The following is a 15,136-nucleotide window of genomic DNA, read 5'->3' as shown; positions in this document are numbered from 1 at the left end:
TTCTTTCTAAGCACTTTTTGAAGCGCTTTTATTTATTTTTGGCCTTGAATCTTGCTTTACACCGAATAAAAACTGAATAACCCCAACTTTTCTTACTATTAAGTGATAAAGTCCTATTGTAAGTACAAACGAAACCAAACCCACCATTAAAAACTTTGCGAATGGTGCTATTGTTAACTCTCTCGTTAGAAACACTGTGATTACGATAATAGGTTGATGCAAAATATAAAAAGGCATTAAAGCCCCACTACTATATTTTAACAATGAGTTATTAAAGTTTATAAACTTACCAATGTAGAATAGGCTTAATATCCAAAACCAGCAATTTGTGGTCCGAACAGTACCGAATAGGAGGTAGTCCAGTTGACCAAAGATAGGAAAACCCTTCATATAAATATGTAAGATCGATAGTAAAGATGTACCTATAGCAATTCCTAGATAAATCTTTCCGTATTTATAGACCACTTTTTTAAATGACGGGTTTGGAATGAGGATAAAACCGATTAGTAATATGGCTAGATAGTAAAATACATTCCATCCTCCGAGATCCTGAATGCCTAACCCATCAGGGTCTAAAAAGGAATGAATCATCGTTAATGGACCAATCGGTAGGATAACCCATATGGACATAAACCTACTTTCTTTCAACCATCCCTGATTTTTTACTAGTTGAATAAAAAGAGGTAATAGAATAGTAGAAAACAAAGCTAATACAAGCAAAAACCAAAGATGTAACCCCATCCACGCGAAATTACCACCAAACCCGTAAAAACCTGAGAAATAACTGGGAATAAACTCTAAAAAGGAACCTTGGAAATCTCCATTTGTTACTCTCTCTATATATACTTGAGGTGGTGACAATAGAAATATACCAACTAGTAGAGGAATGACTAATCTAAAAAATCGTTCCTTTAAGAATGCTCCGCTACTCCTTGACTTTAATGAGTAATAAATACTTATAGCAGAAGTGACAAAAAAGAGCGGCATAATCCATTGATTAAAGAACAGACTGAAATAATCAAAACCTTCTTCTACAGGGTGATTTTTCACATGCCAGCCCCAAGTATTAAATGCCATCGACACATGGAATACAAATACAGCGAGCATGGTAATCGTCCGAATCCAATCGATCGAATAATCTCGACTAGTTACTAACTTTTCATTCATCTTTCTTCCTACTCTCAGATTAATCTCTAGGTTCATATGCTGGGATCCCACGATAGTCGATATAACTCTCTACTAACCGAAAATGCTCGACAATGATTCTCGTATCCTTACCAAACCCATATCCTTGTTCGTTAAGTGGTTGTTCCCAAGTAAATATATGATCCTTAATATATTCGTCTAATGTACTATTTTCACCTTTAGCTATTTTCTCTCCAACTTCACCTTTAATATCACCGAACGGAATTTCATATACTTCAGTAATTTCAATCAGGCAAGCTAATTCTCCTAGTTTTGTATAAACCTCGAACAGATCTCCTACGTAGGACATTTCCTCTTCTTCCATCCAAACCTTTGGAGTACAAGTCGCTGTTTTTAATCCACTCATACATTCCACTAGTAATCTTTCATCCGTATCTTCACGACCCCAAAATGTCATTGTTTTCATCCATTATTCTCCTTCTCATTCGAGAGGCCTTTCATAATGACCGACCTCTCTTATAAAGATTACATTTTTTCATTTGTTACAGCCGAAATATTTTCAGCCTTTTTTATAAATGGCTGTAAAGCAGCTAAGGTTAAAAGTATAAATAGAGCTACAAGTACATTGACCGCATCTGCCCAAAATGGGGCAACTAGAAATAGAAGCCTGCTAGGAAAGAGCATATCTAGTGCAAATCCTGGTAATATCGGAGCAAGGAATAGAATAATCCCGATAATTTGTAATAGAACGGTCTGAAACACCACCCTGTACCAGCGTGCTCGTTGAAGCTTCCTTGTACCTCTGTACAATCCAACCAACCACTTAACTAAAATGATATAACTCCATAGTAGGATCACGTACAGCAGACCCGAAACCAGATACCCTAGATATGAATTTTCTGCTCGATAGCTGAAATCCTGTAGCATACTTGGAAGCATTGGCAGTATACTATCATGCATATTAGAAAGACCAATAACAACCAAATCCGTTTCTGTATCCCGAAAAATGTTTGAACTAAAACCATCAATATAACCGGGATGGTACATTTTCTCTTCATCTATTACGTATACACCATACCCATAAGCCTGACCCGGCATTAATGTAGCTCCAGTATATGATTGACTAAACATTAATTTCTTGCTGTTTTCAGAGAGGATTTTATTTCCTTCTAACGCAAGGGTCCATAAGTATAAATCATGTAGGGTAGAGGATAAAGCTCCTCCAGCATGGGAAAACGTTGGATGAACAAAAGGTGCTACCTCATACTTGTCACTCATATAGCCAATTGCCTTAACAGGCTGCGTACTTTCGTTGTAACCAAAGTCCGTTTGAGACATGCCAATAGGGGTTAAGATATGATCCTTTATATATTGTTCATAACGTTCACCCGTTACTTTTTCAATAACTCCACCAAGTATGACATATCCAAAGTTATTATATTCATATTTTTCTCCAGGCTGACTCTTGGCAGGTTTATCTTGTACCGCTTTAATAATATCGTCAGTCTTCCACTCTCTTCCCTTCGTATCATCGTTTTCAAGATAGTCAAGGTACTCTGGTAAACCAGATGTATGTGTAAGAAGCTGATGAATGGTAATGTTCTCTCCATTTGGGAACTGTGGATAGTATTGATGAACCGTGTCTGCTACCTTCAACTTCCCCGCTTCCTGAAGGTGTAAAATGCTAGCTGCTGTAAATTGTTTTGTGATCGACCCTAAATAAAAGGCTGTTTCAGGTGTGTTCTTTACTTCGTTTTCCTTATCTGCGTATCCATACCCTTTTTCAAAAATGACTTCTCCCTTATAGCTAATTAGGATCGTACCATTGTAGCTTTCTTGTTTCAGGTACTTATCAAGTGCTTTTAGGTTAAGCTCTGTGTTTAAGGGTACTAGAAATTGAAAATAGATTGTTGTACCTAAGCTAATTAATAATAGTAATACAAGATATATAGGTAAAAGTACTTTTCTTTTCATTTTTACACTTCCTTTTTTGAACATGTTATCTACAGTTCTAATCATAAGGAAGTTTAGTCATCTACAAATAGTTACTGCTTTCACTAAATTAGTCATGACCTTAATCATCAAAATTAGTTTCTCTCCAACAAAAAACTCCAGAACATCTTTGCTCCGGAGTTTAAGATGGAATCCCTTAATTTACACTGACTCCCTTTTTAATAACAGTTGTAGGGGTCTTGGCAAGGCTATGGAGAAGCATCCCAACGATAATGCACATAATTCCGCCCCAAGTTACTAGGCTCGGTAATACCTCAGATAAAAATAGGATTTCTCCGAACATAACAAATAGTACTTGTGTCGATTGAGTTGCTTCTACGGCGGCTAATTGACTACTATTATCTTTCGCGAGCTCAGTAGCAAAGAAAAATAAAACCGTAGCTATGACTCCTGAAGAAACAGCAACCATAAGCGATTGAACCACTTGATCTGCGCTAGGTGGACCTGCTTCAACATATCCTATAATGGCAAGCGTAATCCAGAGAGGCATTGAGGCAATCGTCATCCCGCATACCCTTTGAAACGTATCAATCTTATTTGAATAATGCTCCATCATTTTTCGATTTCCAATCGGGTAGGCAAATGCTGCAATGATTACGGGCAACATTCCTTTAAGAAATACCTCCAAACTAAAAGCCGAACTCGCATTTTCTAATTGAATGATAATAATACCTATAAAGATTAAGCATGAGAACAGCAAATTCTTTAGAGGCACTTTTTTTCTATTGCCGTCTTTTTCTCTAAATAGAGGTGTTAACAGCACTCCAGCAATAATTGTAAACTGCCAAGTACCCGCTACTAGCCACCCTGGTCCAGAAGATGCTGCATAGGTTAATGGCGCGTAAAATAATCCGAATCCGACCGTACTCCAAAACATCCAGAGTTGCCAGTTTTTCATGACTTCTTTTAAAAGACTAAACAATGTGCCCCGCATGTAAAGAATAATAAATAAGAAAGGAACCATGAAAAAATATCTCAGGGATGAACTCCACAACCAGCTTCCACCTGCTAGCTCCATCGATCGGTTTAGAATAAACGTTACCGCAAAAAAGACTGATGATAATACACCAATTAGGATTGGTTTCAATGTTCCCTCCCCCTTCCTTATATTAAATGTTTATAGGATTAATAAAATCACTTCTAAAGGAATTGAACAACTCGAATTCTATATCTTGATTGGCAAATTCGTCATATGTCTACCTATAATATCTAAAAATTCAGGATTAGTATATATTTCCTTTTTCCTTTTTTCAAAATTACTGCCGACAAGCAAAGTGAAAGCTCACGTACTTATACAAATAAAAATAGACCTACCCTTATGGATAAGTCCTCAATCGAATTAGCATTTGCAACGTATGGATTCATATGCTCGTTCAAAACTGTTAAAAGAAATGTTTCCTCTATAGGTTTTATCATTATTAAACAATTTTCTAAAAATGTACGTTCTTGCCTCCACCGAATCGTATTCAAGTGAACTCATAACAAGTTTAAAATACGCTTGAAAATATTCTACAGAAAGATTTCCCGACTTGTTCATTGTCATCATACGACGCTCCTTTTTAGAATAATTTTTCTATAAAGACCTTTAAACATGACAGGTTGATTATCAATGATGGCTAAATTCCCATCACTCTTTTTTAGTACATCAGAAAAATCTAGCCCGATATCTGTCCCTAAAAAACGAACGATATTTCGTGCTACCTTTTTCAATAGTGAAGTTTTATGGCTCTCACTAAACTTATCAAAAATAACAATTTCCCCGTCACTTTTTAAGACGCGATTCATTTCTTTTATAGCTTTTACCGGATCAGGTACAACCGAAACAATTAAACTAGAAACAATTACATCAAACGTTTCATCTGAGAAATCTAGATTCATAGCATCCATTTCTTTTAAAATAACAGTCTTACTAAATTTCTTTTTAGCTTGCTCGAGCATATCCTTTGATAGGTCAATTCCCGTTATCTCAAGGTCATTTAGGTTAATTAACTCTAAATCTGCACCTGTTCCAACTCCGACAAATAAAACTTTTTGTCCCTTTTTAAATGGATAATCTTGAAACACTTTCTTCCTAGCCTTTAGAAAAGCACCACTGTTAAAGAAGATATCGTAAATCTTAGACCATAATTTGTAAATGATTTTATTCCACTTATTATTCATTTTAACTAACATCCTTATTTGAGATAATCAACTAATGAATATTTATTTATTAACCATTCATTGACATTATACGTTCTATTAGTTGCAAAAATCAACTATTTTTATTTTTACTTTTACAATTTCCCCTAAATTCTAACCAATTAATCAACTATCACTCGATCTCCTCTAGTTGCTGGTTGGGAGATTACTAAAAACTCCAAGTCCATATCTGTTTTATTAAATATTTGATGAGGAACTAGCGGGGGAACCTCTATTCCCTCCTGTGGAAGCACAATAAAGAACTGACCATCAAGCTCCATGGTCGCTGTACCCGAAAGAATAAAGAAAAATTGGCTTGCCTTGCTATGATAATGTCTTCTTTCACTAGTATTTGCAGGCATTTTTTCGTGAATCACACTTAAATTGTCGTTCTTTAACAAATGCCAACCATCACATTGGTTTCCCCAAGTGTAATGCTCTGCAGAACTTTTACTGATTTTCATAGAACCTCCATGTGAATCTTTGTTTATTAATTGATGATAGCCTATAATCCAGCCTCCGTATTAAACGTCTTAGAACAATTCGCTAAACATATTTTCTTTTCCTTTTGGCACAAAAAATAAAAGCGCAAGCTAATTTGCATGCACTTTCATAGAATTGAAGTATTTGATATCTTTTAATGCTGCTCTACGGTTTGAATTCAGATATGTAATTCTTTTATGGTTTCTACATTTCTTACTATATTTCATTCATTCTTAAAACCTATCCAAATTTTGCTCGCGTTAGCTTAGGCACAAACAGGGACAAGAAGAATGAGCGGGATAGACTAAATAACAAGAACGCAATCCATAAACCATGATTATTAAACACCGGAACTAGTAACCAAAGGGCTATTAAGAAAATAAATAATGCTATTGCAATCGAGTCTCTAACCGCTCCTGCCTCTGTTGCACCAGAATAAATTCCTTCTAGCATCAAACCCCAGAACCCGACAATCGGAAATATCAGGATCCAAATTAATAGTGTTATAACCATTTCTTTTACTTCTGTATTGATCGTGAAGAAGGTTACGATTAGTTCTCCACAAAGAAGCATAAACACAGACATTATAATGGCAGAAGCAATTCCCCACTGTGCAGATAACGAGAATACCCGTTTATATAAGGCTCTGTCATTTCCTCCAATTGCTCTTCCAACTAAAATACTAGAAGCATTAGCAAAACCACCAAATAAGTAAGCCATTATATAATGTATTTGCAATAAAATGGCATTGGCTGCTAGCGTAGTTTCTCCCATACTCGCACCCTTTGAAGTAAAGAGACCTGTCATCACGAGCAGACAAACCGTTCTCAAGAATAGATCTCGGTTAACCTTTAACATTTTTATAAGAGGTTCTGTCTCTAGTATCATGTTAGGTTTGATTTGAGAAAATTTGCCACCAATTGAGCGAAAAATAAACCATGCTCCGAATAACACAGCACTAACCTCAGCCACGAGTGTAGCATAAGCCACTCCAGTTACTCCCATACCGAAGCCTAAAACCAGCACAAGGTCTAGGACGATATTTAATACATTCATTCCTATTTGAGTAGCTAATGCTAACCGAACCTTCCCCCCTCCAATAAGCCATCCAATTATTACATAACTAAATAAAATAAAGGGTGCACCCCAAATGCGGATTGAAAAATAAGTTTCTGCATAGTCAGAAACCGCCTTACTTCCACCCATAAAGGTTAATGCAAAGTGAATAATTGGCTTCTGAAAAATAATAAAGAGAAGACCAAAGAGCACAGCTAAAATCATAGGTCGGATGAAAGATAACATGATTTCTTTTTCATTATTTGCTCCTTCAGCCTGTGAGGTAAACCCGCTAGTACTTACTCTAAGAAATTCAAGGAGCCAATACATGGTATTAAAAATTACTGCCCCTATTGCTACTCCGCCAATGGAAGCTGGATCAGGTATTCGTCCAACTACAGCGGTATCAACAGCACCTAATATCGGAGTAGAGATACCAGAAATAATAAGTGGGATTGCAAGGACCAAGTACTCCTTATGGCTAAAAGCCTTCCCTTTTTTATAGGGTATAGAGGCTGTTTCAGTCCTCATCATCGTTCTCCTTCACCTTCGTTATTCAAGTGTTGCAGCCTGGACTAATGCTTTCGTATATGGATGGCGTTCATGATGATAAAGTGCTTCTAGGCTAAATTGATCAACCAATGTACCATTCTTTAGAACCATCACTTTTTCACACAAGTAAGTTACTGCCCTAATATCATGAGAGATAAATAGAATGGTCATATTGGTTGTCTTCTGAAGTTCCTTTAAAAGTTGTAGAATTTGAACTTGAACCGTAACATCTAAGCTTGCCGTTGGCTCATCGCAAATTAGCAGAGAGGGTTCAATACTGATTGCCCTTGCAATACTCACCCGTTGCTTTTGCCCGCCACTTAATTCTCCAGGGTAACGATCGGCCATATGTTTTTCTAACCCAACGATTTCTAAGAGTCCTTCTGCCACTTCTCTTCTATTATTAGTTTGTAAAGGAAGAAAAGAAGGAGTAAGCTCTTTAAAATTATCTAACGGCTCCAGAACACTTTTCCAAATCGGTAGCTTAGGATTTAAAGAACTAGTAGAGTCTTGGAAAATCATTTGAACGCTCTTACGGTATTCACGTAATTGAGAACGACTCTTGGGGGCAATCGGTTTCCCATTATATGAAATACTGCCTTCTTTATACGTTTCTAGCCCTAGTAGAACTCTCGCCAAAGTACTTTTACCACTTCCACTTTCACCAACAATCCCAAGACATTCCCCTTCTTGAACAGAAAACGATAAGCCGTTCAGAGCTTTCATATTTTTGCTGTATCTTTTCGAGAGACCTTCGACGACTAGACTCATAATGCTCCCACTCTTTCCTTTTGGAATGATTGGTCTTCAGGAAGAGCAAGCAGACAGGAGCAAAGCTTCTTTGTATATGGGTGCTTATGATTACATCGAATCTCTTCTGGCAAACCTTCTTCGACAATGGTTCCCTGGTTCATAACATACATCCGATCTGTGCGCTTATATGCTAGAGCAAGGTCATGGGTAATCATCAGGACCGCACATCCTGTTTGTTGACGGACTTGATCAATGTAATGTAACACCTTTTCACCATTCATCACATCAAGTGCTGTTGTGATTTCATCGCATATTAGTAACGATGGCCTCAATGCTAAAGCCATCGCTATAGAAGCACGTTGAACTTGACCTCCACTTAACTGGAAAGAATAACTTCCAAATACCCTTGCTGAGTCTAATCCCATTTCCTCAAGTACTTGCAGAGCAATGTTCTTCGCCTCTTTTTTACTTACCGGTTGATGTGTACATAAAGTTTCAACTAACTGTTTACCAATTTTTATAAAAGGAGTAAAACTACCACGATAATCCTGAAAAATCATGCCTATTTCACTTCCTAGCAATTTACGGTGATCTTTTTCAGAAAGTGTTAAGATATCTCTCTCTTTATAAAAAATTTGACCACTTGCACTCAGATTCATCGGGAGTAAACCCATAATTGATCTAGCTGTTAAACTCTTACCACTTCCACTTTCTCCAATAAGCCCAATGATCTCGCCCATATATACTTTAATATTAGCGTCATTAACTAATGACTTTTGGTCAACTTTACGATTAACCTGCAAACCTTGTATCGAGAGTATTGGCTTTCTCAAAAATGATCACTCCCTTTTCGAATATCAAAATAGCTTTTCAACCCATCGCCTAGTAAGTTACAACATAGAACTGTTAGCATAATAGCCACTCCTGGATAAATCATAAGAGAAGGGACTACTTGAAAGAATGCTCGACCTTCATTTAACATAGCTCCCCATTCAGGAATAGGAGGCTGTGCACCTAACCCAATATAGGAAAAAGCAGATATAAGCAATATAACCTTTCCTACATCAATAGCAGCCATAACAATAATATCTGGCATCACCTGAGGTAATAGGTGCATTCTAATCGTTTTAAAAGAGCTAGAATAGGAAACTTTTGAAACTAAAATATAGTCTTTTTCTTTTTCAGCAAGAACGAGACCTCGGACTACTCGTGCATATACAATCCATCTAACTAAAATAATGGCAATGATGACATTGGTTAAGCTAGGACCTAGTATTCCAGCAATGGCGATTGCTAAAATAAAGTCTGGAAACGACAAGATTCCATCCACGATTCTCATTAGGAACGCATCTGTTTTCCCGCCGATATATCCTGATAGTAGTCCTATGGGAACACCGATCAAGATAGCTATAATGATTGCCAGCAGACCTAATCCTATTGTTAATTTTGCACCATAAACAATTCTCGAGAATACATCACGTCCCATTTGATCCGTCCCTAGCCAGTGTTCCGCAGAAGAGGGTTGAAGCCTGTTTCCCATATTAATTTCAAAAGGATTATGAGGAACTAGGACTCCTCCAACTAATGTAATCATGGCTAGAAAAACAGCAATAATTAACCCAAAAGCTAGATTGGGATTACGCAGAATTCTACTAGATTTAGCTAATACAGCCTCCATCATCCTACCTCCTTTCCTTGCTTAATTTGAGGATTTATCACTAAGTACACTAAATCAACCAATAGATTTGTTATCACTACCATGAAGCCAACAATGAGGATATAGCCTTGAATAACAGGATAATCACGTTGCATAACAGAACTTACAATAAGTTCCCCCATTCCTGGCCAAGAAAAGAGAATTTCAATAACTGTAATTCCCCCGAGAAGGCTTCCAATACTTAGTCCGAACATGGTTACTAGGGGGATTAGACTTCCTCTCAGCGCATGAAAAATAAGAATTCGTTCCTTACTGATACCCCGGGCTTTGGCTGCCTCAATATACGGGCTTTGTAAAGTAGCAATTAGACGCTCACGAAGTAACCTTATATACATGGGAGCCATAGCAATTCCTAAAGTAATAGATGGTAAGACAAAGTGGGCAAATGTCCCTTTTCCCATAACAGGTAGAACGTTGAGCTTTAATGAGAAGACATATATGAATAGCAAACCGAGCCAAAAACTAGGTATAGACGCTCCTAACAGAGCCACCCATCTACTTAAAAGATCCGGCCAACGACCTTCATAAACAGCTCCTAGAACACCAAATGGAATGGCAATCAAGAACAGGACTAGCATCCCTCCTAGTGAGAGGGCAATGGTAGCTGGTAATCTACTCATAATCATGTCTAATACTGGTCTTTTCGAAATAATAGACTCACCCAAGTCAAATTGTGCGACACCTGAAAGCCACTGGCCATATTGGATAAGGATCGGCTGGTCAAACCCATATTCCTTCTTTAACTTCTCTTCATCAGCAGTTGTTGATATTACATCATCCACTTTTAAGAGATCGCGAATGGGATCACCTGGTGTGATTTTCATTAACACAAAGGTAACAAACGAGAGGACTAGAACCATTACAAATAGTTGGACAACTCTCGAAGCTATAATAGATAAGATTTTTCTCATACCCTCACCTCACCTGCCATCTTATTTATTTGAATAACCAACAAGAAAAGTGAAAGTATCCCAAGATACTTTCACTTTCTCGCTATTCCACATCCATTTTATTGGTAATCAAATAGTATTCTTCAGACCCCGGGACCCAATTCTTTACACGCTCATTAACTCCGACAATAATATGAGGATGTAAGATAAACGATTGTGGAACCTCTTTCTGAATAATACTTACAGCTTTCTTTTGGAGCGAGATCCGCTCTTCTGGATTTGCTGTCACATTAAGCTGTTTCGTTATATCATTAAGTTCAGTAATGTTAATTTGTCCGGGATTTAATGATCCTTCAGGTGAATAGGCCACATTTAAGAAATAGCCACCGTCGCCTCTAGGTGCTGTAAGATTTGAATAGGTTACAAGGTCCCAATCATCTTGTTGCTCCCATAGGAATGTATCGACGTCTTCAACCGTTATAATATTTATATCAATCCCTAGTTTCGCTGCTTCCGCTTGTAAATATTGAGCCATTAACGGAAGCTCCGGTCTGCCCTGATAAGTTGCCAATGTTAACTCAAGAGCTTTCCCGTCTTTTTCGAGTTTTCCTTTAGAATTCTTTTTATATCCAGCTTCTTTAAGAAGTTCTTCTGCTAATTCAGGATCGTAAACTTCCGGGTTATTCTCCCCAGAGAATGAGAAGTCTGGGTTGAAAGGTCCATTTGCCGCTGTAGCATGACCATTCATAATTTCACTCACCATTACAGGACGATTTATAAGTAAATCAAGTGCTTTACGGACCTTAACATCCTGTAACGCAGCCTTTTGGGAGTTATATAGAAGGAAATGCACTCGTAAACTTGAAACCGATTCAACTCGTAGGTCGTCACTATTTTCAATGGGATCTAATGTCTCAGGTGGCAAGTGATAAGCAATATCTGCTTCCCCAGATTGAAGGGCAAGTGCTCGAACATTACCATCTGAATTAAACTTAATGATTACTTCATCTAACTTTGCTGCTCCTTCCCAATAATCAGCGTTTCTTTCAAGCTTAACTTCGGACTCTGCTGTGAATTCAACGACTTTAAAAGGTCCTGTTGCAATAGGTCTCTCACTAATGTTTTCTGTATTAACTTTTACAATTGAGGCATTAGTATGAACTAGTTCTGACAGGAAAGCTGGGTATTCTTCCTTTGTAATAAAAGTAATCTCTTGACCTGTCGCTTCCATGGATTCTATTTTCAAGCTAGAAGCGATTGCATTATTTACAGATATTACTCTTTCAAACGAGGCTTTAACGGCTTCTGCATCCACCGGTGTTCCATCGTGAAAAGTAATCCCCTCTCGAATGGTAAAAACCCATGTTTTTCCATCAGGTTGAGTCCATGACTCGGCTAGCCATGGTTGGATCTTTAAGTCCTCATCAATTTTCACTAATGTTTCTGCTATCCCAGCACGAACTCCCATCCAATCCTGATGAGGGTCAAGCGTCTTAGAAGCAAAACTAAATAACAATGTTAATGACTTCTTTTCATGCTCAACTGATTCTGTTGCTACTGGTGACTCATTGCCTTTTTCCTGACTGTTACAACCCGTAACAATAATCAGTAACATGGAAATCATCATGAAATAAAGATATTTTTTAACCATCTATTTCAACTCCTAATTATGATTTTTTAAACTGCAGCACGTTTTATTGATACAGGCTGACTTTTTTGCTTTGATAAAATGATAGATGCTGCAATAATTAACGCACCACCTGTGATGGAGAAAACACTTAAACCTTCTCCCCAGAATATAAATCCCCACATCACATTAAAAAAGATTCCTATGTATCGAACAACTTCAACCACTATAATATTTTCATGAGTAAAGGCACTCGTTAAAAAGATTTGCCCTACCAATGAGACAACACCAATACATATTAGATAGAACCACTCTGTGAAAGAAGGTATTACGAATTCATTCCACATCAACGGGATTGAAACAATTGTCCCTGCTGCCAAAAAGTAAAACACAATCTCATATTTGTGATGTGTTGCACTAAGAAATCGGATTGAAGTAGATGCACAGGCAGCAAGGAATGCGCTTAAAATCCCTATAAGTGCGTAAACGGAAAAGGAATTATAACTAAAAGGGTTTATTAACAGCACAGCGCCTACAATAAAGAATGGAAAAAGCAAATACATCTCTTTACTCATTTTTTCTTTTAGGAACAAACTTGAAAGAATAATAGCAAAGAAGGGTGATAGATGGGCTAATATACTTGCGTCTCCAAGAGGAATATGTGCAATGGTAAAAAAGTAAGCGATCAGGTATAAAGCACCGAATGTACCTCTCAGTACAAGCATTGGAATACCATTCTTTGAAAACGAAACGTTTGACCTTTTCATTAATAAAAAGATAATCAATGCACCAATGACACTACGAAAAAAAACGATTTCAGACACTGGAATGGTTTCACTAGCTGCTTTTACAAAGACGTTCATAATGCTGAATGTAAATGATGAAGCGATCGCAAGAATAATCCCTTGTTTCACTCTTAATCCTCCCGTATAAGATAGAACTTCCAGTCTGACACTTAGTTTTCATCCTTGTAAATTGAAATCGTTACGATTTAAACCTCAAAAAAACACATCTGTTTAAAACGTAATAATTCTTATTTACACCTTAATTAATATACATAATCACAAAACGTCCGTCAACATAAATCGTAATAATTCTTATTTTGGTACTAATTCCCCAGTTTTTTGAAAAAAAGAACATGTATTTAGCAATAAATACATGCTCCATTTTCTTAGAAAATTAAACATTAGACTAATTTATGACTCAGTTTTTCTATCTATGGAGAGTGGTGTTTTATATTTCTCCATTTTGCTTATTCATTAACTTATCAACTTTACTTTTTAAATATTGATACTGCTCTTCATTTGTGTCTGAAAATGCTTCCTCCCTGCTCGAGGGGATGTTCATGTATGTGATCGGTTCAGAAAATTGAGAAGCGGTTAGGTCACACACCTTCCCATCAATCTGATTGTAATAATGCCACGACTCCTCTATTCTTGTTCTTAAGACTTCCCCACCTAAAAGGTCATTAACCACTAAAGAGGTGACTCCACATTGGCCTTTTGCTGGGTTATTAATACTCCATTTTGAACTAGATTCTATCGACCACGCGTTAGGAAGAATTTGTTGTAGCTGGTGAATGACTGACTCCTGTTTATCCTCTATATGGCCCCGGTATTTTTCCTGTAGATCTATTCCATTCAACTGAAAGATACTAATAAAATAATCTTCCTCAGGAAAATCTCCTACATACGTAAATCCATTTCTCAAGTAAAACGTTTTTAACTTTTCGTTTCCAGCCCAACAATCCAAGTAAAGTGCCCTTCCTATACTCCCCGCAAGTAATTGTGCAAAGTCAGTGATTTTAGCACCCAGACTTCTACCTTGAAAAGCTGGTAATATCGCAATTTTACATAAATAAAGACTTTGGGAGGATATCGGTAGTTCGCTTAGTTGATTAATAAAAGTGATAAAAAATGTGCCGATTATCTTTCCTTGTGAATGTAAGATATATGCTTCGTTTTCCTCTATACTCTTTTCTATTAATGTTCCATCCCATGGGTAGGACCACTGATTAACTCCTCTGTTATGTAACTCCAGAGTTGCTTCATTAAGTATATGTAATATTTGTTCAGAATCTTTATTAGTTGCTAATCTAATGTCCATCCCTTTTAGCCCCATCTGTATTTTTTGTTTAACTAATACTCTTCCAAAACTCCCGCTTTTACTTTTTTACATATTATAACATTTTCACGTTCCCACCGGTTGAATGGTGGTAAAGATGGTGCTAGCCATTTTTTCACCGTATAAAGTAGAGATGATCCAATACGTTAAATCTTGTGCAGCTAAACATCCAGCTGCCGTGACTATATTCCCCTGCTGTACAAAGCTTTCTTTTACAACATTTACCCCTAACTTTCTCAATTGATTAACAGCCGTTGGGTAAGTAGTTGCCTTTTTACCAGTTAGTAGACCTAATCCGCCTAAAAGCAGCGCTCCGGAACACATAGAACCTATTAATTGCCTGGAATTATCTACTTTTAACCTTGATAAATAAATCTGTTTTGAGAGATGCTGTGCAACAAGAACTGACATTAAATCAATTTAAAATAGACAAGATCATAGAAGAGACCCAGATATCTATGGTAACTAGACCTGCTGAAAAGATTCAGTCAAGCTTGAAATTATTCTTAACATACATGAATAAAGGAGTGTAGGAATTCTACACTCCTTTTGCGCTTATCCTAGAGTCACAGGGTAGATTCACTTTGAAACATAAAC

Annotated in this window: 15 protein-coding genes and 1 pseudogene; all 16 read right to left on the bottom strand. The window is 37.1% G+C overall.

Annotation, left to right across the window (positions count from 1 at the left end; translation table 11 throughout):
• Positions 1 to 6: 6 nt before the first annotated feature.
• The 16 genes and pseudogenes from ACFYKX_RS16890 to ACFYKX_RS16815 all read right to left on the bottom strand — a co-directional run bounded on the left by ACFYKX_RS16890 (position 7) and on the right by ACFYKX_RS16815 (position 14,950).
• A complete protein-coding gene (locus ACFYKX_RS16890; RefSeq protein ID WP_389362244.1) occupies positions 7 to 1,167 on the bottom strand; it encodes an acyltransferase family protein in 1,161 nt (386 codons plus the stop codon).
• Positions 1,168 to 1,186: 19 nt separating this feature from the next.
• Complete coding sequence (locus ACFYKX_RS16885) at positions 1,187 to 1,612, bottom strand: ASCH domain-containing protein (protein WP_389362243.1); 426 nt, start codon at positions 1,610 to 1,612, stop codon at positions 1,187 to 1,189.
• 59 nt (positions 1,613 to 1,671) lie between these two features.
• A complete protein-coding gene (locus ACFYKX_RS16880) occupies positions 1,672 to 3,120 on the bottom strand; it encodes a serine hydrolase domain-containing protein (RefSeq protein ID WP_389362242.1) in 1,449 nt (482 codons plus the stop codon).
• Positions 3,121 to 3,295: 175 nt separating this feature from the next.
• Positions 3,296 to 4,246 (bottom strand): DMT family transporter, encoded by a 951-nt coding sequence (locus ACFYKX_RS16875; RefSeq protein ID WP_389362241.1) that lies wholly within the window; start codon positions 4,244 to 4,246, stop codon positions 3,296 to 3,298.
• 455 nt (positions 4,247 to 4,701) lie between these two features.
• Positions 4,702 to 5,319, bottom strand: a complete 618-nt coding sequence (locus ACFYKX_RS16870; RefSeq protein WP_389362240.1) for a class I SAM-dependent methyltransferase — start codon at positions 5,317 to 5,319, stop codon at positions 4,702 to 4,704.
• A 140-nt stretch (positions 5,320 to 5,459) separates the two neighbouring features.
• A complete protein-coding gene (locus ACFYKX_RS16865) occupies positions 5,460 to 5,801 on the bottom strand; it encodes a cupin domain-containing protein (protein WP_389362239.1) in 342 nt (113 codons plus the stop codon).
• Positions 5,802 to 6,060: 259 nt separating this feature from the next.
• Positions 6,061 to 7,410 (bottom strand): MATE family efflux transporter, encoded by a 1,350-nt coding sequence (locus ACFYKX_RS16860; RefSeq protein WP_389362238.1) that lies wholly within the window; start codon positions 7,408 to 7,410, stop codon positions 6,061 to 6,063.
• An 18-nt stretch (positions 7,411 to 7,428) separates the two neighbouring features.
• Positions 7,429 to 8,199 carry an ABC transporter ATP-binding protein gene (locus ACFYKX_RS16855; protein ID WP_389362237.1) on the bottom strand — a complete coding sequence of 257 codons (771 nt, stop codon included), beginning with the start codon at positions 8,197 to 8,199 and terminating at the stop codon, positions 7,429 to 7,431.
• Positions 8,196 to 9,014, bottom strand: coding sequence for an ABC transporter ATP-binding protein (locus ACFYKX_RS16850; protein WP_389362236.1), 819 nt, complete (start codon positions 9,012 to 9,014; stop codon positions 8,196 to 8,198). Before ACFYKX_RS16850 ends, ACFYKX_RS16855 begins: the two co-directional genes overlap by 4 nt.
• Entirely contained in the window at positions 9,011 to 9,862 is an 852-nt protein-coding gene (gene nikC, locus ACFYKX_RS16845) for a nickel transporter permease (RefSeq protein ID WP_389362235.1), read from the bottom strand. Before nikC ends, ACFYKX_RS16850 begins: the two co-directional genes overlap by 4 nt.
• Positions 9,859 to 10,809 (bottom strand): nickel ABC transporter permease, encoded by a 951-nt coding sequence (gene nikB / locus ACFYKX_RS16840; RefSeq protein ID WP_389362234.1) that lies wholly within the window; start codon positions 10,807 to 10,809, stop codon positions 9,859 to 9,861. Before nikB ends, nikC begins: the two co-directional genes overlap by 4 nt.
• A gap of 82 nt (positions 10,810 to 10,891) precedes the next feature.
• Positions 10,892 to 12,439 carry a nickel ABC transporter substrate-binding protein gene (gene nikA, locus ACFYKX_RS16835; RefSeq protein ID WP_389362233.1) on the bottom strand — a complete coding sequence of 516 codons (1,548 nt, stop codon included), beginning with the start codon at positions 12,437 to 12,439 and terminating at the stop codon, positions 10,892 to 10,894.
• 26 nt (positions 12,440 to 12,465) lie between these two features.
• The gene (locus tag ACFYKX_RS16830; RefSeq protein ID WP_389362232.1) at positions 12,466 to 13,329 is read right to left on the bottom strand and encodes a DMT family transporter; all 864 of its coding nucleotides are present in this window, start codon (positions 13,327 to 13,329) and stop codon (positions 12,466 to 12,468) included.
• Between the two features lie 319 nt (positions 13,330 to 13,648).
• A complete protein-coding gene (locus tag ACFYKX_RS16825; RefSeq protein WP_389362420.1) occupies positions 13,649 to 14,020 on the bottom strand; it encodes a YunG family protein in 372 nt (123 codons plus the stop codon).
• A 99-nt stretch (positions 14,021 to 14,119) separates the two neighbouring features.
• A pseudogene (locus ACFYKX_RS16820) lies at positions 14,120 to 14,521 on the bottom strand (GNAT family N-acetyltransferase); the annotation flags it as partial.
• A gap of 84 nt (positions 14,522 to 14,605) precedes the next feature.
• Entirely contained in the window at positions 14,606 to 14,950 is a 345-nt protein-coding gene (locus ACFYKX_RS16815) for a DJ-1/PfpI family protein (RefSeq protein WP_389362231.1), read from the bottom strand.
• Positions 14,951 to 15,136 lie beyond the last annotated feature (186 nt).

This window comes from Cytobacillus spartinae (assembly GCF_042865285.1).
Taxonomy (GTDB): Bacteria; Bacillota; Bacilli; order Bacillales; family Cytobacillaceae; genus Robertmurraya_A; species Robertmurraya_A spartinae.
This window is presented reverse-complemented; position numbering and strand designations above follow the sequence as displayed.